Here is a 20,420-nt window from a genome sequence, read left to right on the forward strand (position 1 = left end):
ACATCATTACCGTCATAAGCCGCCGGGTTCTGGCCGCGCCCCGGGCGTCGCCACGTCGTGCGAAGGGGAAATCGACTTGCGTATCTTCATGGGCGTCGTCTCGGCGGCGGGTGCCTTTCCGCTTGCCGTCGCGCTGTCGTGCTCTGCGGCGTGGGCACAGCCCGATGGCGACGTGCCCGACGAACCCGATCGCGACGAGATCACCATCACGGGTGTCCGCCAGTCGTATCGCGGCAACATCGCGGTGCGCGAGACACCGCAGGCGATCACCACGATCGACGAGGCGGTGCTGCGGGAAAACAACATCGTCCGCCTGACCGACGCGCTGGACCTCAACGCTTCGGTCGTGCGGCAGAACACGCTGGGGGGGCTGTGGGACAGTTTCGCCGTGCGCGGGTTCGCGGGCGACGAGAATTTGCCCAGCGGTTATCTGGTCAACGGGTTCAACGCCGGGCGCGGGTTCAGCGGCCAGCGCGACGTGGCGGGGATCGAGCGGGTCGAGGTACTGAAAGGGCCGGCAGCGGCGGTGCTGGGTCGGGGCGAGCCGGGTGGATCGATCAACCTGGTCACCAAGCAGGCACAACTGGGACGGAGCTTCGGCAGCGCCGCCGTCCAATATCGCAGTTTCGATACCGTGCGGGCGGAGGGGGATGCCAATCTGGCGCTGACCGACAACCTGACCGCGCGTCTGATCGGCTATGCCGAGGCGGGAGATACGTTCCGCGATACGGTGGATCAGAAACGGTGGGGGTTGCTGCCGTCGATCGGCCTTGGCCTCGGCAATGCCACGCGGCTGACCTATGATTTCGAATGGACGCGGGTGGAGGTGCCGTTCGATCGCGGGATCGTCGTCCTGAACGGCGATTTCAACACGGTGCCGCGTACCCGCTTTCTCGGAGAGCCGAGCGACGGCGACACCGTCGCACGGGCCACCGGCCATCAACTGCGTCTGCAACATGATTTCAGCGATCGCTGGAGCGTGTCGATCGGGGCCAGTCATCGCGACACCCGCCTGACCGGGGCATCATCGGATGCAGAGACGGTGCGGTCCCGGCAGAAGTTGTATCTCGATGGCCGATCCTTGTCGCGGCAGCGACGGACGCGACGCTATACCTCCGAACACAGCGTGCTGCGCGCCGAGATCGCGGGCGAGTTCGAGACGGGGGCGTTGCGCCACCGGGTGCTGATCGGCGGGGATTACGATCATTTCGACACGGATCAGTTCTTCACCCGCTTTCGCGGACCGGTGGTGACATCGGCGACGACCGATGTGGCGGGTTACGTGATCGACCTGCTGGACCCGGTATATGGTCGTTATCCCGTCCCCGTTACCGCGCCGATCACCAACCGGCTGGACGTGCAGCGGACCATGGGCGGCTATGTCCAGGATCAGATTAGCCTGACCGACCGGCTGCAGGTACGGATCGGTGGACGCTATGACGACTTCCTGCTTCGTGTCGACAATCGACTGACCGGCGTGACGGGCAGGCGCCAGCGCAGCCGGTTCAGCCCGCAGGCGGGGATCGTGTACGAACTCGCCGATCCGGTGTCGGTCTATGCGGCGTATGGCGAGGGATATCGCGCCAATATCGGTGCCGATGCCGCCGGCAACGTGTTCGAACCGGAGACAAGCCGGTCGATGGAAATCGGCCTGAAACTGGCGTCGCCGGACGGCCGGCTGACCGGCACGCTGTCGGTCTATCAACTCCGGAAGTCGAACGTGCTGGCCACCGATACGCTCAACCCCGGCTTTTCGGTGGCGATCGGAAAGGCGCGCAGTCGCGGGGTCGAATTCGACCTCAACGGCCGCCTCCCTGGCGACGTCGATATGCTGCTGAGCTATGCGTATACCGACGCCGAAGCCCGGTCGAGCGTGCTGGACCCTAATTTCTCCTTCCAGATCAGGCCGGGCGATCCGCTCATCAACATTCCCCGTCACAACCTGAATGCCCAGGCGGCAAAGCGGTTCGCGGTCGGTACGCGCAAGGCGTCATTGGGTGCCGGCGTGCAATATGTCGGAAAGCGCAACGGCGAAACGGGTACCGGCTTCACCTTGCCGTCGCACGTGCTGGCCCGCGTCTTCGGGCAGATGGAGGTGGCCGAGGGCGTCGAATTGTTCGGCACCGTCGCTAACCTGTTCAACGACCATTGGTACGCCAACAGCTACTCCCCCGTCTGGGTGCAGCCCGGCGCACCGCGCACCGCGACCATCGGGCTGCGTGCCAGCTTCTGACCCGGAAACCCTGTGCATATCCGTCATCGACCCGCCCTCGCCGCTGCTCTGCTCGCCTCCGCCACAGCGGCCGTCGGCCAGACGCCTGCCGCGCTTTCCGGCCTGCCCGCCGCGATCCTGCCGCCGGCGCTGCCTTGGTCCGGTGCGAGCGAGCGGCTGATCGTGGCGGGGGACGATCCGTGGATCACGCCGGCGGAACGCAGCGATTTCGTCACGACACCGCGCCAGGCCGAAACACGGGCATGGCTAGAAAGGCTGGATGCCGCCTCGCCGCTCATATCGATCGAGACGTTCGGACGCACGGGCGAAGGCCGCGATCTGCTGCTGGTCCGCGCGAGCAAGGGAGCCGGCAAGGACGGTACGCCCAAACCCGTCGTGCTGGTACAGGCCGGCATCCATGCCGGAGAGATCGACGGCAAGGATGCCGGCCTGATGCTGCTGCGCGACATCGCGTTGCGCGGCAAGCATGCCCTGCTCGATCGCGTCGATCTGGTGTTCGTGCCGATCTACAATGTCGACGGGCACGAGCGGATGAGCCGATGGAACTTCCCTGCCCTGCGAGGCCCGCTGGAAAAGGGATATGTCGGCAATGCCCGCAACATCAACCTGAACCGCGATTACGCGAAGGCCGACGCGCCCGAAACGCGAGCGATGATCGCCCTGCTCCGCCGGCTCGACCCGGTTCTCTATATCGACTGCCATGTCAGCGACGGCTTCGACATGCAGTACGACATCACCTTCACCTATGCCGGCTGGGGCCGTTATGCCTATCATCGCGCGACCGCCGACTGGTTGACGGAACGGTTCGGGCCGAAGGTGATGCGGGCGCTGAGCCGTGCCGGGCATATCCCCACAATATACCCCAGCCCGGTCGACACGCGAACACCCGTCAGCGGTATCCGCCAGGCCCCCGAAGGCCCCCGCTATTCGACCGGTTACGGCGATTTCATCGGTGTGCCGACCGTGCTGGTCGAAAACCACATGCTGAAACCTTATCGGCAGCGCGTGCTGGGCACCTATGTGCTGCTGGAGGCGGCGCTGGCACTGGCGGCAAGCGATGGCGATCGCATCGCTGCCGCGAAGGCGGGCGACCGGTCCAGCCGACCGGCGACGATGCTGACCCGCTGGCAACCGGCCGCGCAGCCGATCGGCTGGGTCGAGCGGTTCCGGGGCATCGCTTTCGATACCTATCGCTCACCCGCGACGGGCCGGCTGGAACAGCGATGGACGGGCAAGCCGGTGACTTTCCGGATGCCCGTCATCGGACAGGAGCCGGTCGAGACGGTGACGTTACCCAAGGCATGGTGGGTGCCGGGCGAACAGGTCGAGGTGATCGACCGCTTGCGCTTGCACGGCATCGACTTCGAGACGACGGCCAGTCCGCAACGCGCGCACCTCGATCGGGTCCGGTTGCGCGAGGTGGCGGTGCAGCCGGCACAGGACGGCCGTCTGCCGATCAAGGCGTCGTTCGATCATGAGCCCGTAGTCGAAACCCTGCCTGCCGGCACGGTCCGCGTTCCCGCCGACCAGCCGCTCGGTCTGCTGGCGGCGGCGCTGCTGGAACCGGAGGCGCCGGACTCGCTGCTCGCCTGGGGGTTCTTTCCCGAAATCTTGTCGGCACCACCCCGTGCCGAGGATTTCATCGATGCACCGCTCGCGGAAGCATTGCTGGAACGGGATGCGACGATCCGGACCGCGTTCGCCGCCAAGGTCGCGGCGGAGCCGGCGTTCGCGGCCGATGGAGCGCAGCGCCTGGCATGGCTGCGCGAACGCCTGCCCGGTCGCGACCGGTTCCATCATGTCTATCCGGTATGGCGCGAACCGTGACCGCGGCCGGTCATGGGCTGGCCGGCTGGACTAAGGGCGGCTGCATGGCCTAGATGCAGGACATGGATATCGACCCGCTCGCCACCGCCATCGACCGCGCCCGTGCCTTTGCCGCCACGGTCGATGCCGGCCATGTGATCGATGAGGCCACCGGCTTCACCGCCGACAATCTTCTGGCCCTGATCGCCGCGGCCGCGCCGCCGACCCGGGAGGACGCGATCGTCGACCAGCTGGGCGATCTCGCCTGACGACCGCCGGACGAGGTGGACCACGTCCGCCTGCAGTGAAAGACTGACCAGATGTGCAATCGCGCCCGCAATCTCGGCGAGCCGGAAGAGCTGTTCGAGCGGTTCCGGATCGACTGGCTGACGCCCAAGCCGATGGACAACCGGTTCGATCCGCGGGAACTGCGCCCGTTCGGCCGGGCCTATGCCATCCGTCGCGAGGGCGATCGTACCGGGCTCGACGTGATGGAATGGGATGTGCTGGCGGGCGAGGCGAAACAGGCCGGTCGCAAGGTGGCGCAGACCAATGTCCGCAGCCTGCACCTGCCGCAATGGCGCTCGCTGGTGGCCGACCCTGCCAACCGCTGCCTGATCCCGCTGACCGAATTCTGCGAATGGGCGCGCAAGCCCACCGACCTCGGTGACGGCAAGAAGCCGATCAAGGGCGAAATGTGGTTCTCCGTCACCGACCAGCCGATCTTCGCGGTCGCCGGTTTCTGGCGGCAGGTCGGGGATCAACGATATTTCGCGATGGTGACGTGCGATGCGAACGATCTCGTCGCCCCCATCCATCCCAAAGCGATGATCACGATCCTCGCGCCCGAAGACCATGATCGCTGGCTGACCGGCGATTATGACGATGCGCGGGCATTGCAGCGCCCCTACCCGGCGGCGCGGATGACGGTGCGGGGGCCGGTGTTCCCCACGCGCGAGGGATGATCGCGATCGACCGTACGTCGGATGGTCCATGGCGAACGGTACCCTGATCCCCGTCGCCGACCGGATGTCATGGGGCTTGATCGTCGCAATGATGATCGCCTGCCTTCTTGCCATCAATGGACTGGGGTTTCGTGTCGATCCCGGCCGGGCGATGCTTCCCGCCGGTGGACTGGCGATCCTAGCTGCCGCGGTTGCGATCGGCAGGACCGGTGGCCGCCCCCGTCTGGAGGCAGGGGCGACCGCCTTCCTTCAGATGACGCTATTCACCATCATCGGCGTGGTCCTTTCCTACGCGCTGGCGGCGCGCGCGGGGCCGCTGTGGGACGACCGGCTTGCCGCGGCGGATCGGGCGCTTGGGTTCGACTGGCCGGCGGTCTTCCACGCGGCCGACGGATCGGTTGCGGCGCTGTGGATCGGTGGTATCGCCTATCACAGCCTGACCGTGCAGATGATCGTGGCCATCGTGGTGTTGAGCACCACCGGCCGGAACGACAGGTTGCGCAGCGCCATCGTCGCGGCAATCCTGAGCGGGTTCGTTACCATCCTGATCTCCGGCGTGACTCCCGCGATGGGCAACGTGTTCGACCCTGCCCGCTATCGCCATCTCTGGTCGTCGGTCGCGTGGATGGAGCAGGACATGCTGCGGGGCCTGCGTGCCGGCACCTGGCGGACGCTGGACCTCTCACAACTGATGGGGATCGTAAGCTTTCCAAGTTATCATGCCACCCTGCCGGTCATCCTGAGCTGGGCCCAGCGCGACGTACGGGGATGGCGGCTGGTCGCGCCGGTCTGGGCGGGGCTGACGATCATGGCGACGCCGCTGTTCGGCGGGCACTACGGGGTCGATGTGGTAGCCGGTATCGGCCTTGCCGTGATGGCAATCAGGATCGTGCCGATCGTCCTTGAAGGTACCGCAGCGTCCGATACCGGCGACCCTGCCGGACCGTCCCTTCAGTTCAGCGCCGCATCGATCGCCGCAGCGGCCGAAGAGGCACCACCGGCGGCATTGATGCCGGCGGCAAGCCGGGACGCCGCTTCCCGGTAGCACGACTGGCCGATCACCCGCTCCAGCGCCAGCGCCAGCCGGCGAACCGACGCGGTCCGGGGGGACAACACCTCTCCCGCGCCGGTCCACGCTACCCGTGCCGCGGTACCCGGTTGTTCGAATGCGATCGGCAGGGCGACGATCGGGATACCGGCGGCCAACGCATCGAGTACGGTATTGAAGCCCCCGTGCAGGATCGCGGCCGCCGCATGACGCAATACCGCCTGTTGCGGCCACATCGCACGGACGAGCGGATCGCCCGGCAGCCCCGCCGCCTCCGCCGCGCTCAGGCCACCGCCATGCCCGATCACCGCTCGCGCGCCGATCGCGGCGCAGGCCTGCGCCATCAACGCGAACAGCGATCGCCTGGCGCCCTGCAGGCTGCCCAGCGAACAGAAGACCAGCGGCCGGCCATCGTCCGGCAATTCGACGGATTCGTCCGCAGGACTGCGCCACGGTGCCCCGTAACGGAACTGCGGCGGCAGATTGCGGCGGGGATAGTCCAGTGCCTGCGGGCATTGCGCGACGTAAAGGCGGGGGGCAGGCACAGCTCCCGGCAGATCCCACGCCGCACGATGCCTGTTCAGAACGTCGGCGACCGGCCGCATCAGCCGTTCGGACACCCGGTAGCCGCCCCGGTTGCGAAAACGGCCGATGGCGTCGTCGCGGTACCGCCATCCGAGGAAAGGCGGTGGAACACCCTCTTCACCCAGCAGCGGCAGACCGGTGACGCTGACGATCATAGGCAACCCCAATGTCTGGGCGATCAATGCTCCCGCAGGCTCTGCCGAATCCGCGATGACCGTGTCGGCACCGATACGGCGGAGGACGGACGGCGCCTGGTCCAGCAGCCGTTCGCTGATCGCCGCCGTCGCCCGGATCATCCGGGTCAACCCGACGGGCCCGGTCGGAGCGGCGAGCGTGGCGTTGAACCGCCGAAGCGACCGCTCCACATCGGTGACATCCGGGATGGCGGTGAAACCGACCCGGGGATCGGTGATCAACGGCGCGACATCCGGTTGGTGTACGATCGTGACGCGGTGCCCCAAATCCATCAATGCCGATCCCAGCACCTGCAAGGGATTGACATGACCCGGCGTCGGCGGGGCGATGACGGCGAAATGGCGAAGTCCCGTCATGCCGCCCACAGCTTCTTGACGCGATCCATAGGCATGACAGGTTTCCGGACGGACAGGAGATGGATACGCAGCAGGCGCTGCGCCCTATCGCCGAATTTCGCCGCGAGCGTTAGCGTCGATCAACGCCGGAAAACAATAGATCTCCCGCAGGTTACCCGACTTATGACCAGCATCCACGTCTACCGGAACCGGGAAACCGATCGGGCGGCGATCGGACGCGCGTCGCGATTTATATCAAAGAGGATTTCCGTTTGGGCGCGTCCTCGCCTTCGGTACTGGCCTGTCCCTTGTCCAGCGTGTCGCTGGGCCGACGTGCATCACCATCGTTCTGATGTTCGGTGGACAGGTTGGGACTATTCGTCTCGGTAGTGGGCTTGATCGGGTCGGTCATGATCGCTCTCCTTGATACCTGAGCCAACGAGGCGGAGAATGGCGTGTTCCCGGCCTGTCCGTTGGTCCGGATCACCTCATCCATTCGGCCACCGGCGTGGTGTCCATTCGACGTCGATGACGTTGCCGGACTCAACTTGTTCCAAAACTGGAGGCTGTCACACCGCGACGATCCCCACGCCGTCGGCCCTGAACACCAAGCAAACGGAGACGGCGAGGCCGGCCTGACGATGGCGAATGGAAAAGCTGTTGATCGGCGGTCGTGGTGTTGCAATCGTCAGGTGCAAACGGCTAAACGGGCGTCCTGCCCGGTTAGCACAGTTGGTAGTGCGTCCGATTTGTAATCGGGAGGTCATCCGTTCGAGCCGGATACCGGGCAGGGGTTTCCCGCAGATGTCGCGCCCCAGGCGGTTAGCGTCGTTCGAGCACATCGACCGCTTTTTTTGTTTTCGGCGCCGATCAGATCGGTATTCGCAAAATCTGGTTTGATCTTGAGTATGTCAACGCTCGCTCGGGCGACAGTAATAGTCGATGGCTACAAGTCCAACGGCGCTATCGGCGGTCGAATGGACCAGTAGTATATAACAGCCGATGATTATACTATTGACAGCGTGCGAGGCGACGCTCGATCATTGTTCGAATTATCGATATAAGTGACTGGTTGATGCGCTGGGCTCGCCACAAATCAGCGGTCGCTGTTCCACTGGGTCATTGCAGGTAATGACAGCAAGCCTCGATATGTATAAACGCAGGCAACGACCCAGAATTTGCACTTCACCGCTACATTTGTCAGCGCCGCCCGAACAGCTTCTCCACATCAGCCATTTGCAGCTTAACCCATGTCGGGCGGCCATGATTGCACTGGCCCGAATGGGGCGTCGCCTCCATTTCGCGCAGGAGCGCGTTCATCTCTGCGACCGACAGGGTACGGCCCGCCCTGACCGAGCCGTGGCAGGCCATCGTCGCCGCGACGTGATCGAGCCGTTCACGTAGCGAAAGCGCTTCGTCGAACGCGCCGAGTTCGTCGGCGAGATCGGTGACGAGGCCCTTGGGATCGGCCTGTCCCAGCAGCGCCGGCGTGGTGCGGACCAGCATCGCATGGACACCGAACCGCTCCAGCTCCAGCCCGAATTCGGCAAGCTCCGGCGCGCGTGCCTCCAGCCGGTCGCACGCGGCCTCGTCGAGTTCGACGACTTCCGGCAGCAACAGCGCCTGTGCGGCGATGCGGCCGCCGGCCAGCGCGGCGCGCATCCGTTCCAGCACGAGGCGCTCATGCGCGGCATGCTGATCGACCAGCACCAGCCCATCCTCCGCCTCGGCCACGACATAGGTCTTGGCCACCTGCCCGCGCGCGACGCCAAGCGGATGGGTGGCGGTTTCGGGCGGCGGCGCCCAGGCCGGCTCGGCGCGCGCCTGCGGCAGGGCAGTGAAGAAGTCGGTGCGGCGTTCGAACACGCTGCCCTGCACCGGTGATGGCCAAGACGCCGGGTGGGGGGTGTTGGGTATTGCGGGTTCGGGTTGCCACATGCCGAGGGCCGCTTCGGTCGGTCGCTGCACTACCCGGTGCCCCGCCCCGTCCAGTGCCCGTCGGAGACCGGAGACGATAAGGCCGCGGACCAATGCGGGATCACGGAACCGCACCTCCGTCTTGGCCGGATGGACATTTACGTCGACCTCTGTCGATGGCAGGTCGAGGAACAATGCCACCACCGCATGCCGATCGCGCGGCATCATTTCGGCATAGGCGCCACGGATCGCGCCGATCAGCAACCGGTCCTTCACCGGTCGCCCGTTGACGAACAGATATTGATGGTCGGCAACGCCGCGATGGAAGGTTGGCAAGCCTGCGACACCGCCCAGCACCAGATCGTCACGCACCCAGTCGATCGTCACGGCATTGTCGGCCAACGCCCGGTCGGTCAGCGCGGCGACGCGCTGCGGACGACTCTCCGCCGCCGCAACGGTCAGGACCCGGCGGCCGTCATGTTCGACCGAGAAGGCGACATCCGGTCGTGCCATCGCCAGCCGGCGGACCGCATCCAGGCACGCGGCATATTCGGAGCGTGCGGAGCGCAGGAATTTCCGCCGCGCCGGCACCCGCGCAAACAACTCCTCCATGACGATTCGCGTGCCGGGCGGCAGCGCCGCCGGCCCCTCGGCCACCACGGTGCCATTGTCGACGACACGGCGCCAGCCATCCGCCCCGGCCGGGCGACTCTCGATCGTCAACCGCGCGACACTGGCGATCGAGGGCAGCGCCTCGCCCCGGAAACCCAGCGTCTCGACCGCCTCGATCCGCTCGTCGGGAAGTTTGGAGGTGCAATGCCGCTCCAGGGCCATCGCCAGTTCGGGCGGGGTCATGCCGCAACCATCATCCGCCACCTCGACGCGGCTGAGACCCCCTTCCGCCAGCGTCACCGCGATGCGGCTTGCCCCCGCATCGAGGGCGTTCTCGACCAGTTCCTTCAACGCGCTGGCGGGCCTTTCCACCACCTCACCGGCGGCGATGCGATTGACGAGATGCTCGGGGAGGCGGCGTATTGACACGGGCAAGGCTGTAGCCCAAGCGACGGCATCCCGCGACCCCGCTAACCATGACGATCCATCCGGCAGCTCATGTGCAGGCGGCGCTCCGTGGGATGCCCTGCGACCGGTCGCCGGTACTCCGGCGGCATGTGATGGACCTGCGCTCAATGAAGTTGCCCCGTTTCTTCAAATTCATGTCACACGACATGGCGATCGACCTCGGTACCGCCAATACGGTGGTGTACGTTCGCGGTCGCGGTATCGTGTTGAACGAACCGTCGGTAGTTGCGGTCGAGACGATCAACGGACAGAAGCGCGTGAAGGCGGTGGGCGACGACGCCAAGCTGATGATGGGCAAGACCCCCGGCAATATCGAGGCGATCCGCCCCCTGCGCGACGGGGTGATCGCCGACATCGACGTTGCCGAGCAGATGATAAAATATTTCATCCAGAAAGTGCATGGTCCCCGCAAGTTCGCGCGCTGGCCGGAGATCGTGATCTGCGTGCCGTCGGGATCGACCAAGGTGGAACGTCGCGCGATCCGTGATGCCGCCTCCAACGCCGGCGCGAGCCAAGTGTGGCTGATCGAGGAGCCGATGGCCGCCGCAATCGGCGCCGACATGCCCGTGACCGAACCGATCGGCAGCATGGTCGTCGACATCGGCGGCGGCACCACCGAGGTGGCGGTGCTGAGCCTGCGGGGCCTTGCCTATACCACCTCCGTCCGGGTCGGCGGCGACAAGATGGACGAGGCGATCGTCAGCTATGTCCGTCGCAATCACAATCTGCTGATCGGCGAGGCGACCGCGGAGCGGATCAAGCATCAGGTGGGCTGCGCGAAACCACCCGCGGACGGGATCGGCCAGATCATCTACATCAAGGGCCGCGATCTCGTGAACGGGGTGCCCAAGGAAATCCAGATCAGCCAGGGCCAGATCGCCGAGGCGCTGTCCGAACCCGTCGCAACGATCGTTGAAGGCGTGCGGGTCGCGCTGGAGAACACCGCGCCCGAACTGGCCGCGGACATCGTTGATCAGGGCATCGTGCTGACCGGCGGCGGTGCCTTGCTTCAGGGGCTGGACGAGGTGCTGCGCGACGAGACGGGCCTGCCCGTCACCGTGGCGGAAAACCCGTTGACCTGCGTCGCGCTCGGTACCGGGCGTGCGCTGGAAGATCCGATGTTCCGCGGCGTGCTGCAGAACGGCTGACGCCGCCAGGCCCCAACCAGACTAGGGGGGAATGGCGCATGGCGCCTGCCCACGACCGGCGCACAGGCTTTTCGCGGCGGCGGCAATACGGGATGTTTCTGGGCTATGTGCTCGCCATCGCCGGTGCGGTGGTGGGTGCAGTGCTGCTCGTCGCCAGCACATTCAACCCACCGTTGTTCGCCGGCCTGCGCATGACGGCGGCGGCGGTGACGGCGCCGGTATCGTCCGGCCTCGCCGCGTTGGGATCGGCAGGCGCGACGGTGACCGGCGCGATCGACGGTTGGGTGTTCGCGCATGCCGAGAACGCCGCCATGAAGCGCGAACTGGCCGTCACCCGACCGTTGCTGATGCAGGCGCGGACGATCGCCTATGACAATCGCCGGTTGCGGGCCTTGCTGGCGGTACGAGACCGGACGGCGCAACCCGTGGTGGCGGCACGACTGGTCAGTTCGACCGCGTCAAGCGGCCGTCGCTTCGCCCTGCTCGACGCCGGGCGCCTTCACGGCATCGAGATCGGGATGCCGGTGCGCGGTCCGGACGGCCTGATCGGTCGCGTGACCGAGACGGGACCGAACGCCGCGCGCGTGCTGCTGCTGAGCGACACCGACAGCATCGTGCCGGTACGACGCACGCGTGACGGCCTGCCTGCGATCGCCGCCGGACGTGGCGACGGGCTAGTCGATATCCGGTCGGTCAACACTACCAATGTCCGGTTCGATGCGGGCGACGTGTTCGTCACCTCGGGTACCGGTGGGCTGTACGCCCCCGGCGCCCCGGTGGCACGCGTGATCGCGAGCGGAGCGGACACGGTATCGGCCCGGACCTTCGCACATCCCGATACGCTGGACTTCGCACTGGTCGAGCGGCCCTTCATCCCGGTGCCGCCGCCCGCCGGCCTGCCCACTGCCGCTGGCCGATGATGGTGGCGGCCCGATGACCGAAGTGGACAGCAACCCCTTCGCCCCCACCCTGCCCCCCGGCCGCGCCCGTGCGCTGCCTTGGGCGACGGTGATGGCGGGATCGCTGGTCACGATCATACCCATCGTCGCGACCGTGCCGATCATACCGCCGTTCGGACTGCTGATGCTGTTGGCGTGGCGGCTGTTGGCCCGGTTCGCCCTCCGGCCCTGGGCTGCGGCGCCGCTCGGCTTCTTCGACGATCTGGTCAGCGGTCAGCCGCTCGGTTCGGCGGTACTGCTGTGGTCGCTGTGCTTCATCGGTATCGATTTGATGGAGCGACGGCTGGTGTTTCGCGATTTCCGTCAGGACTGGCTGATCGCGAGCGGGGCGATCCTGTTCTGTCTCGCGCTGGGGCGGATATTGGCGGTGCCGGTCAGGGCGCAGGTGGACGCCGCGCTGCTGGTGCAGGCCGCCGCCACGATCTGCCTGTTCCCCGCCGCCGCGCGGATGGTCGCCTGGATCGATCGAAAGCGGGGCATGGCATGAGGCGTTCGCCGACGATCGTGACCGAGGCGATGCAGGCGTACAGCTTCTCGCGCCGGGCCTGGCTGCTGGGTGCGGCGCAGGCGGGGTTCGGTACGATGCTGGTGGGTCGCATGGCATGGCTGGCGATCGCCGAGAACGATCGCTACACCGCGATGGCGGAGAGCAACCGTGTCAACGCCACGCTGGTGCCGCCGCGGCGGGGCTGGCTGATCGACCGGCACGGCGTGCCGATCGCCAACAATCGCACCGATTTCCGCGTCGACATCATCCCCGATCGCCTGCGCGACGAGGAGGCCGAACGAGTGCTGCAGGCGCTGGCGCGCATCCTGCGTCTGCCCCCGGAAGAGGTCGAGCGGGTGCGGATCGATCTGGGCCGCGCCGCCGGGTTCCAGCCGGTGCAGGTCGCCGAAAAGCTGGACTGGGAGCGGTTCGCCGCGGTCAGCGTCCACCTGCCCGAATTGCCGGGCGTACAGCCGACACGCGGTTTCGCCCGGCATTATCCCGGTGGCGCAGCCGTCGCGCACCTGACCGGCTATGTCGGCGCGCCTACGGCGGAGCAATTCAAGGAGACGCGTGACCCCCTGCTCGTCACCCCCGGTTTCAAGCTGGGGAAGGACGGGCTGGAAAAATCGCTCGAGGCACGGCTGCGCGGTCAGGCCGGTGCCAAGCGGGTCGAGGTGACCGCGCGGGGCAAGCTGGTCGCCGAACTTGCCACCCGGCCCGACGTGCCGGGCAAGAACACGCGGTTGACGATCGATGCCGGGCTTCAGGAATATGCCGCCCGCCGACTGGGCACCAATTCCGGATCCACGGTGGTGATCGATTGCCGCACCGGTGAAATGCTGTGCATGGTGTCGATGCCGGCTTATGATCCCAACAGCTTCTCGGACGGGATCAGCCATCTCGAATGGCAGATGCTGTCCGACAACGACCATGTTCCTTTGATGAACAAGGTGACGCAGGGGCTGTATCCGCCCGGTTCCACCGTCAAGCCGATGAATGCGCTGGCGCTGCTGGAAGCAGGGGTCGCGCCGACCGACCGGATCAACTGCACCGGTGCAATGCGGGTCGGCACCGGTGTGTTCCACTGCCATAAACGCCATGGACACGGCCCGCTGGACATGAAGGGCGCCGTCGCACAGTCCTGCGACATCTATTTCTATGAGATGATCCGCCGCATGGGATATGACCGGATCGCGCCGGTGGCGCGGGCTGTGGGGCTGGGTCAGAAATTCGACCTGCCCTTTGGCAGCCAGCGTTACGGCACCGTACCCGACAGCGCGTGGAAGCTGGCGAAGTACAAGGATCGATGGACCGTCGCCGATGGCCTCAACGCCTCGATCGGGCAGGGTTACGTCCTTGCCAATCCACTGCAGCTGGCGGTGCTGGCCGCGCGTCTCGCCTCCGGGCGGGCGTTACAGCCCAGTCTGCTGGCGTCGCAGGTGCATCACGATGCCCCCGCCCTGCCCTTCCAGTCCGAACATCTGCAACTGGTGCGAGAGGCGATGTGGGGCGTGGTCAACGGCGGTGGTACCGGTGGTGCAGCGAGGATGAACGTCCCTGGCGTCAGCCTGGCGGGCAAGACAGGTACCGCGCAGGTCCGCCGCATCACCATGGCCGAACGGCGCAGTGGTGTGCTCACCAATGGGCAATTGCCGTTCAAGATGCGTGACCACGCCTTGTTCGTCGGCTTCGCGCCGGCGGACAATCCGCGCTATGCGATCTCTGTCGTGCTGGAGCACAACGGCCATACCGTCCGTAACCTCGACACACCGATGATCGGACGCGACATCATGACCTGGCTGTTCGATCGCGACCGCGCGATCGCCAGCCTGGCCGCGATCGAGCCGAGCTGGGGCGGCGACATCGCCACCCGAATGGCGGCCGACGAAGCCGCCTATCGGGCCGCGCACCGCCCCGCCCCGGCAGCGGCGGCGACCAAGACCGATGCCGTCGTGCCCAGTGATGCGCCTGCCGTCGAGGCTGCGACCGATCTCGCCAACCAGACTCAAGCCGACATGGCGAACGGCATCGATACGCCGGCCGACGAAGGCACGACGGAGCCCAATCCATGAGCCGCAGCCTTGTCCCCGAACCGCTGGCGAAACTGCCCTGGGTAATCCTGCTGCTGGTCGCGGCGATCCAGGGGTTCGGCTTGGTGATGCTGTATTCCGCTGCGGGTGGCAGTCTGCGCCCGTGGGTGATTCCTCAAGGCGTTCGGTTCTGTGCCTTTTTGGCAGGTGCGATCGTGGTGTCGCGCATACCCGTGGAATGGTTCAGGCAATTCGCGTTTCCGGCCTATGTCGCGCTGGCACTGGCGCTGATCGCCGTCGATGCGATCGGTGAAGTCGGAGGGGGCAGTAGACGCTGGCTCGACCTGGGCGTCATCCGGCTTCAACCATCCGAGTTCATGAAGCTGTCGGTCGTACTGGCGTGCGCCCGCTTTTACGAGATGCTGCCGCCGGGAGAGACGCGACGGTTTGCGGCCGTGTGGCCGCCAATCGTGCTGATCGCGATACCCGCCGCGTTCGTGATGCTTCAGCCCGATCTCGGCACCGCGTTGATGATCTGCGCGGGCGGTGCCACGGTGATGTTCCTTGCCGGCATCCCGCTCCGCCTGTTCGTTGGCGGGGCACTGGCCGTGGCGGTGGCGGCACCGCTCGCGGTCAATTTCCTGCTCCACGATTATCAGCGCAACCGGGTATTCATCTTCCTCGATCCCGAAAGCGATCCACTCGGTACCGGCTATCACATCAGCCAGTCCAAGATCGCGATCGGATCGGGCGGCGTCTGGGGCAAGGGCTTCCTCAACGGCACCCAAAGCCATCTCGACTATCTACCCGAAGGCCATACCGATTTCGCCTTTGCCACCATGGCCGAGGAATGGGGGTTGGTCGGCGGCATCGCTCTGATCGCTGCGTTCCTGATCGTGGTGCGCTGGGGGATCGAGGTCGGCCAGCAGGCGACGACGCGCTTCGCTCGGCTGACCGCGGCGGGGCTGTCGATGACGATCTTCTTCTACGTCGCGATCAACCTGTCGATGGTGATGGGGCTGGCCCCCGTCGTCGGTATCCCGCTGCCGCTGTTCAGCAACGGCGGATCTGCGCAGATGACGGTGCTTTTGTGCCTAGGCGTCCTGATGGCGATCGACCGGCAAAACCGACGTTCTACGGCGTGGTAACGTAAAAAAGGGTTTGCATCACCCCAAACCTTCGCTAAAGGCGCGCTTCCCCGATGCGGTCGGCGCCCACCAAGCGCTACCCAAACCGCCCGGATATGGACGCATAGCTCAGTTGGTAGAGCAGCTGACTCTTAATCAGCGGGTCCTTGGTTCGAGCCCAAGTGCGTCCACCATCTTTTCCTTTGCATAGCAGCGACTTACGCAGCCGTTTAGCCCGCCTGATCGGCCCTCCTCTCCGACGAGTACCGAATAGGCACCGACTTGGATGTTCCGACACATCCTGGCGTGACTCCCGGCTCAGCGCGTCATAGGCTGGCAGGATGGAGGGGCTGTGACGAAGAAGCGATCTGACCTAGCTGCGAGCCTAGAAGCCCGCGTGCCCTTCGACGTGTCGAAGCCGATGTTCGAGCTCCAAGACGTGGCCCGCGGCCGCGGCTGGTCCGGAACAGTGGAGAAGCTCACAGAAGAAAGATCCCTGCCGGGCAAGAAAGCTGACGCGCTTCTAGAAGCCCTCAAGGAGCACGAGCTGTCAGGGGAGAAGCTGTGCCGCTTCTACCGGGTCGACGAAGCGATCATCAAGGCCATGAACGGGAAGCTCACGGGAACCAAGGCGTCCAAGGGTGCCATGCAGGACGCCTACCCGTTCCTGCTCGATGAAGCGGAGCTCAAGAAGCTGCCTCTCGGTCAGCCGGTGCTGCTATCGGTCGACCAGGTCGGTGGCGGCTTAGCCGCGGTGTTCGGCTCGGTACGGGCACTCCGGGTGCGCGAGCCTGTCGATCCCAAGTCGTTCCCGGATGGCGCTGATAACATCCTCGCGAACTACGACGAGGTCATCGGCCTCAAGCTGGTCCGTCACCAAGCCGTGGACGTAATCTGGCTACCTGACAGCGGCGACGTCATCGACCTTCGCGTAGACTATCCACGCGGCACACACGCGGATATCGGCCGTGCCTCGCAAAACTCCGCCATGGCCGCTTTCAACAAGCTGGTGGGCACGGACCCGTTCGGCACCCCGCTCAACCTGTTCCCGCTCCTCAGTAAGATGTACGACGCCGATGACGAAGGCCGCGTGGTCGAGCTCGCCTTCGGCACGACGACACGCTCGATCAAGCACGAGCGGATGCGGGTGTCGGTCGATTGCCTGCGGACCGAGCTGTACCACATGGGAGGCAAGAAGAGCCTCAAGACCCCTGTTCGCCCCTACAAAGTGAGCATAGCGTACACTGTGGACCTCGGCGGCGGCGTCGAGTCCCACCCGGAGTTGAACCTGCACACCACCAGCTACGTCGCGGAGAACCCGAACCCGCAGCTGTACGACGCCGTCGTGCGCAAGACCGTTGGGTTAACTGACTACGATCACGTGCGACAGCGTCTACTTCACTTCTCGAAGTAGCGCAGAGCGCGACCACCAGGAGCAGTATGTCCTTAGACGATCTCAAGCGCGAAGTGGCGGAAGGCTGGCCGGACGTCCCGGCCGCCTCGCTGGCGCTTGGGATAATCGAGTTCATGGGTCAGCTTGGCGACCAAGAGCTGCGGATGCTCACGATCCCGAGACTGCTTGAGGGCGTCGGGCGAAGCCAGGTCGACCAGCCGTTTCTTGCCTCCCTAGCGATACTCGTCAGCTCAACCGTCCACGTGCTCGACGCCAAGGCCTTCCTCTGCGAGGAGGAGGGCCTTGAGGTCCACGTCGACGCGCAGGAGCTCGCGACCGCTCGGCGCCTCGGCTCGCTCGAGCACCCGGAGACGGGCGAGCTGATCGAGGACTTCGAGGGCAGGCTCATCCCCTACTTCGAATCGTCGCCGCGCTTCCTGGAGGCGCGCGCGCATGGGTGACCTGACGCTGCGGGACCTTCAGCTCATGGCGCGCGGCAATGTGGCTTGGGAGACTCCGCTTGCGCTGATGGCGGCGGCGAGCTCGGACGACATCTTGGCACGGGTAAACCCCGCGATCGACCACATCCTCCAGGAGTTCTCGCGGACGCCTAAGGAGCGGAAGGACCGCAGTGAGGACGGCCTGTCGATCGACCTCATCACGTCATTGAAGCACTTCGGGTTCCAGGCGTCCCACGACACGACGACGGGTGGCCACTGCGACATCGTGATCGACGGCCGGTACGACTTCCTCTGGCTTGGCGAGGCCAAGATACACGGCGGCTACGACTGGCTGCTCAAGGGCTTCAACCAGCTAGACTCGAGGTACGCAACTGCCGTCAAGGGTCAGGACCGAGGCGGAGTGGTTATCTATCACCGGGGTCCACGCGTCGATCAGGTGATGGATGGGTGGGCCGCGCACTTAGCCAGCGAGCGCCCCGACGTCACGATCGAGCCTCGAAGCCCCGGCGACCTCGTGATGAACACGCGCCACGTGCACGAACGGACGGGCCGCGAGTACCATGTCCGACACGTGATCGTGTCACTCCACTGGAACCCCAAGGTCTGAGACCCAGGACCTGAGGCTGACCACGCCGGAAGTACCGCAAGTTCCCCGTTCTCCGATTGTTCGGAACACGCTAGGACCGCGGACGGCTAAAACGTGGATCGGGCACTGCATTGAATTTCGTAGACTTGTTTTCCTGCGGCGGCGGCATGTCGACCGGCTTTGCCCGCACGGGTCGGTTCTCGCCCATCGGGGCGGTGGATCTGGAAGTGGCGAAGCCCAGCCACCCGATCGGTGCGACAGCCTGCAATGACACATATGAGGCGAACCTCGGGCTCCGACCGCTGTCGGCTGACCTTTCCATCACGCAGCCCGACGCGGTTGCCGATCATTTCGGCTTCGCCGCCCCCGACGTCGACGTGCTCATCTCGTGCGCCCCGTGCACCGGCTTCAGCCAGAAGCAGTCCCGTAACCACGTCACCGACGATGCCCGCAACCATCTTGTTGAGCGCGCGGCCGTGTTCGCCGAGGCGTGGAAGCCAAAGTACGTCGTAATCGAGAACGTGAAGGAGCTCCTGCGCGGCCGGCACAAGCATCACTACCAGGGGCTGCATCGGCGGCTGACCGAGCTCGGCTACGAGGTCTTCGCGGAGGTTCACGACCTCAAGCACCTCGGGCTACCGCAGGGAAGAATCAGGTCGCTGATCGTCGCCAAGCTTGGCGGGCACTTCCACTGGCAAGTGCCGGAGCGCACCTCCTTCCGCACCGTGCGTGACGCGATCGGGCACCTCCCCGCCATCGAGGCCGGAATGGTACACCCCGACGACCCCATGCACGTGTCGCCCCGGACGGCTGGCGTGTCGCTGGATCGAATGCGCGCGATCCCGCACGACGGCGGCAGCTGGACAGATATCCCTGACAAGCTCGCCCACCTCAGGATACCAAGCATGAACGTCGAGAAGCCCGGCTCCTTCCCCGACGTCTACGGGCGACTGGCCTGGGACCGCCCGGCGCCAACCGTCACTAGGGAATGCAGCCATCCCGGCAACGGTCGATACTCCCACCCCGTGCAGGATCGGCTGCTGACCGTTCGTGAGATGGCGCTGATCCAGGGCTTCCCAGCCGACTACCAGTTCCTGGGAAGCCTGTCGTTCAAGTACCGGCAGATCGGCGACGCCGTGCCCCCTATGGTCGCTGAGCAGATTGCCCGCGCAATCCTTACTGATATCGGTGAAGACACGACACCCCTCGCGCAGTGCAAAAGACAATTGGCTTTAGCAGTTTAACCAGGACGCCCGAGCTCCCACCATGCGTGAAGTGGGCAAAGATCTACATCTAGACCAGAAATAGTAACCTTTTCGACGCTCCCATCGAGCACCAACTTGAACGCCTTTTTTCCGTCTATTGTGACTTCGGCACTAGTTCCACCCGCCTTGGTGAGCTTCCCGAAGGCTTCCTCGTTCAGATCGCCGGCAGCAGCAAGAATATCTTTGGGGATCTCGCGAAGATCATAACGGACCTTGTTTTCATCGCCATAGCTCCGAAGAATGAAAATTCGTTCGTAATCATTTAAATGCGAAAGTAGTTTCTCTCGAACCTTTTCTGGTGCATCTTCCGGACCTTCCAAATCCCTAATCCACCGCGCCTCCATCATCTTGGATATGGTTATTGATTTAGGTTTAAGACCCTTTGCAGCCTCAGTCTTCAGAGAAAAGAAGGCACCGTCCACCTCAAGGTCAGCGCCGCGATGAACCGCGCTCTCCGACCGAGCCGCATTATGGCCAGTTCGTTTGAAAGATTGTTCGAGTATGTGCTCGAAGTTCTCCTTCTTCAACGCTATTCCGCTAGACGCATGATGTGCGGCCAAGCGGGTGGAAAAGTATTCAAACGACTCAGGATCTAGAAAGTCTTCACGGAGGTGCCCCCCGTTCTGACCCTCTGCAAACTTTGTAATGATACTGGTTAGCACTTCGACTTGTATTGGCGAGAGATTTTTAAGAGCGGCAATTGCTCCGTCAATGTCTTCGCGTTTGTCATTTTCGCCCGGCATGCGTTTTCCAAACTAATGAGTTTGGAGAACTATTGAGGATCACAATCAGAGGGT

Annotated in this window: 18 protein-coding genes and 2 tRNA genes; 16 read left to right on the plus strand and 4 right to left on the minus strand. The window is 65.0% G+C overall.

Going from position 1 to position 20,420, the window contains the following annotated elements; genetic code table 11:
- Nucleotides 1-88: 88 nt before the first annotated feature.
- The 5 genes from ABD719_RS12705 (at nt 89) to ABD719_RS12725 (ending at nt 6,049) form a co-directional block, all read left to right on the plus strand.
- Nucleotides 89-2,233, plus strand: a complete 2,145-nt coding sequence (locus tag ABD719_RS12705; protein WP_344693815.1) for a TonB-dependent siderophore receptor — start codon at nt 89-91, stop codon at nt 2,231-2,233.
- Between the two features lie 12 nt (nt 2,234-2,245).
- Entirely contained in the window at nt 2,246-4,060 is a 1,815-nt protein-coding gene (locus ABD719_RS12710; protein WP_344693754.1) for a M14 family metallopeptidase, read from the plus strand.
- A gap of 62 nt (nt 4,061-4,122) precedes the next feature.
- On the plus strand, nt 4,123-4,308 hold the full coding sequence (locus ABD719_RS12715) for a hypothetical protein (RefSeq protein WP_192127012.1): 186 nt from the start codon (nt 4,123-4,125) through the stop codon (nt 4,306-4,308).
- Nucleotides 4,309-4,359: 51 nt separating this feature from the next.
- The gene (locus tag ABD719_RS12720) at nt 4,360-5,004 is read left to right on the plus strand and encodes an SOS response-associated peptidase family protein (protein ID WP_344693755.1); all 645 of its coding nucleotides are present in this window, start codon (nt 4,360-4,362) and stop codon (nt 5,002-5,004) included.
- A gap of 28 nt (nt 5,005-5,032) precedes the next feature.
- A complete protein-coding gene (locus ABD719_RS12725; protein WP_344693756.1) occupies nt 5,033-6,049 on the plus strand; it encodes a phosphatase PAP2 family protein in 1,017 nt (338 codons plus the stop codon).
- Here ABD719_RS12725 and ABD719_RS12730 read toward each other — a convergent pair.
- Both ABD719_RS12730 and ABD719_RS12735 read right to left on the minus strand, forming a co-directional pair.
- Entirely contained in the window at nt 5,956-7,188 is a 1,233-nt protein-coding gene (locus ABD719_RS12730) for a glycosyltransferase (protein ID WP_344693757.1), read from the minus strand. The two genes, ABD719_RS12725 and ABD719_RS12730, sit on opposite strands and share 94 nt — an antisense overlap.
- Nucleotides 7,189-7,417: 229 nt before the next feature.
- Nucleotides 7,418-7,579, minus strand: coding sequence for a hypothetical protein (locus tag ABD719_RS12735; protein ID WP_344693758.1), 162 nt, complete (start codon nt 7,577-7,579; stop codon nt 7,418-7,420).
- Nucleotides 7,580-7,884: 305 nt separating this feature from the next.
- On the opposite strand from ABD719_RS12735, the gene ABD719_RS12740 reads away from it, so the two are divergent.
- Nucleotides 7,885-7,957: transfer RNA gene (locus ABD719_RS12740), tRNA-Thr, on the plus strand.
- A 410-nt stretch (nt 7,958-8,367) separates the two neighbouring features.
- Here the strand turns inward: ABD719_RS12740 and mutL are convergent.
- A complete protein-coding gene (mutL, locus tag ABD719_RS12745; RefSeq protein ID WP_344693816.1) occupies nt 8,368-10,125 on the minus strand; it encodes a DNA mismatch repair endonuclease MutL in 1,758 nt (585 codons plus the stop codon).
- 146 nt (nt 10,126-10,271) lie between these two features.
- Between mutL and ABD719_RS12750 the strand changes: the two genes are divergently transcribed.
- The 10 genes from ABD719_RS12750 (at nt 10,272) to ABD719_RS12795 (ending at nt 19,602) form a co-directional block, all read left to right on the plus strand.
- Complete coding sequence (locus tag ABD719_RS12750) at nt 10,272-11,312, plus strand: rod shape-determining protein (RefSeq protein ID WP_192127022.1); 1,041 nt, start codon at nt 10,272-10,274, stop codon at nt 11,310-11,312.
- A gap of 38 nt (nt 11,313-11,350) precedes the next feature.
- The gene (locus ABD719_RS12755; protein WP_344693759.1) at nt 11,351-12,232 is read left to right on the plus strand and encodes a rod shape-determining protein MreC; all 882 of its coding nucleotides are present in this window, start codon (nt 11,351-11,353) and stop codon (nt 12,230-12,232) included.
- A 13-nt stretch (nt 12,233-12,245) separates the two neighbouring features.
- Nucleotides 12,246-12,758 carry a rod shape-determining protein MreD gene (locus tag ABD719_RS12760; protein WP_344693760.1) on the plus strand — a complete coding sequence of 171 codons (513 nt, stop codon included), beginning with the start codon at nt 12,246-12,248 and terminating at the stop codon, nt 12,756-12,758.
- Nucleotides 12,755-14,833 carry a penicillin-binding protein 2 gene (mrdA, locus tag ABD719_RS12765; RefSeq protein ID WP_344693761.1) on the plus strand — a complete coding sequence of 693 codons (2,079 nt, stop codon included), beginning with the start codon at nt 12,755-12,757 and terminating at the stop codon, nt 14,831-14,833. The genes ABD719_RS12760 and mrdA overlap by 4 nt, the downstream gene beginning before the upstream one ends.
- Nucleotides 14,830-15,939 carry a rod shape-determining protein RodA gene (rodA, locus tag ABD719_RS12770; RefSeq protein ID WP_344693762.1) on the plus strand — a complete coding sequence of 370 codons (1,110 nt, stop codon included), beginning with the start codon at nt 14,830-14,832 and terminating at the stop codon, nt 15,937-15,939. The genes mrdA and rodA overlap by 4 nt, the downstream gene beginning before the upstream one ends.
- 97 nt (nt 15,940-16,036) lie before the next feature.
- Nucleotides 16,037-16,112, plus strand: a tRNA-Lys gene (locus ABD719_RS12775).
- A 203-nt stretch (nt 16,113-16,315) separates the two neighbouring features.
- Nucleotides 16,316-17,332 (plus strand): hypothetical protein, encoded by a 1,017-nt coding sequence (locus ABD719_RS12780; RefSeq protein WP_344693763.1) that lies wholly within the window; start codon nt 16,316-16,318, stop codon nt 17,330-17,332.
- A gap of 26 nt (nt 17,333-17,358) precedes the next feature.
- Nucleotides 17,359-17,772, plus strand: coding sequence for a hypothetical protein (locus ABD719_RS12785; protein ID WP_344693764.1), 414 nt, complete (start codon nt 17,359-17,361; stop codon nt 17,770-17,772).
- Nucleotides 17,765-18,379: a hypothetical protein gene (locus ABD719_RS12790; RefSeq protein WP_344693766.1), complete on the plus strand. Its 615-nt coding sequence runs from the start codon at nt 17,765-17,767 to the stop codon at nt 18,377-18,379. The genes ABD719_RS12785 and ABD719_RS12790 overlap by 8 nt, the downstream gene beginning before the upstream one ends.
- A 125-nt stretch (nt 18,380-18,504) precedes the next feature.
- The gene (locus ABD719_RS12795) at nt 18,505-19,602 is read left to right on the plus strand and encodes a DNA cytosine methyltransferase (protein ID WP_344693818.1); all 1,098 of its coding nucleotides are present in this window, start codon (nt 18,505-18,507) and stop codon (nt 19,600-19,602) included.
- On the opposite strand, the gene ABD719_RS12800 is transcribed toward ABD719_RS12795, so the two are convergent.
- The gene (locus ABD719_RS12800) at nt 19,599-20,366 is read right to left on the minus strand and encodes a hypothetical protein (protein ID WP_344693767.1); all 768 of its coding nucleotides are present in this window, start codon (nt 20,364-20,366) and stop codon (nt 19,599-19,601) included. The genes ABD719_RS12795 and ABD719_RS12800 overlap by 4 nt on opposite strands.
- Between the last annotated feature and the right edge of the window lie 54 nt (nt 20,367-20,420).

The sequence above is a fragment of the Sphingomonas cynarae genome (assembly GCF_039537815.1).
Classification (GTDB): domain Bacteria; phylum Pseudomonadota; class Alphaproteobacteria; order Sphingomonadales; family Sphingomonadaceae; genus Sphingomonas; species Sphingomonas cynarae.

Bases quoted from the DNA above. Each gene is read 5' to 3' on its own strand.
- ABD719_RS12705 (WP_344693815.1), top strand. From the start codon at position 89: ATGGGCGTCGTCTCGGCGGCGGGTGCCTTTCCGCTTGCCGTCGCGCTG.
- ABD719_RS12715 (WP_192127012.1), top strand. From the start codon at position 4,123: ATGGATATCGACCCGCTCGCCACCGCCATCGACCGCGCCCGTGCCTTT.
- ABD719_RS12720 (WP_344693755.1), top strand. From the start codon at position 4,360: ATGTGCAATCGCGCCCGCAATCTCGGCGAGCCGGAAGAGCTGTTCGAG.
- ABD719_RS12725 (WP_344693756.1), top strand. From the start codon at position 5,033: ATGGCGAACGGTACCCTGATCCCCGTCGCCGACCGGATGTCATGGGGC.
- ABD719_RS12730 (WP_344693757.1), bottom strand. From the start codon at position 7,188: ATGACGGGACTTCGCCATTTCGCCGTCATCGCCCCGCCGACGCCGGGT.
- ABD719_RS12735 (WP_344693758.1), bottom strand. From the start codon at position 7,579: ATGACCGACCCGATCAAGCCCACTACCGAGACGAATAGTCCCAACCTG.
- ABD719_RS12750 (WP_192127022.1), top strand. From the start codon at position 10,272: ATGAAGTTGCCCCGTTTCTTCAAATTCATGTCACACGACATGGCGATC.
- ABD719_RS12755 (WP_344693759.1), top strand. From the start codon at position 11,351: ATGGCGCCTGCCCACGACCGGCGCACAGGCTTTTCGCGGCGGCGGCAA.
- ABD719_RS12760 (WP_344693760.1), top strand. From the start codon at position 12,246: ATGACCGAAGTGGACAGCAACCCCTTCGCCCCCACCCTGCCCCCCGGC.
- mrdA (WP_344693761.1), top strand. From the start codon at position 12,755: ATGAGGCGTTCGCCGACGATCGTGACCGAGGCGATGCAGGCGTACAGC.
- rodA (WP_344693762.1), top strand. From the start codon at position 14,830: ATGAGCCGCAGCCTTGTCCCCGAACCGCTGGCGAAACTGCCCTGGGTA.
- ABD719_RS12785 (WP_344693764.1), top strand. From the start codon at position 17,359: ATGTCCTTAGACGATCTCAAGCGCGAAGTGGCGGAAGGCTGGCCGGAC.
- ABD719_RS12790 (WP_344693766.1), top strand. From the start codon at position 17,765: ATGGGTGACCTGACGCTGCGGGACCTTCAGCTCATGGCGCGCGGCAAT.
- ABD719_RS12800 (WP_344693767.1), bottom strand. From the start codon at position 20,366: ATGCCGGGCGAAAATGACAAACGCGAAGACATTGACGGAGCAATTGCC.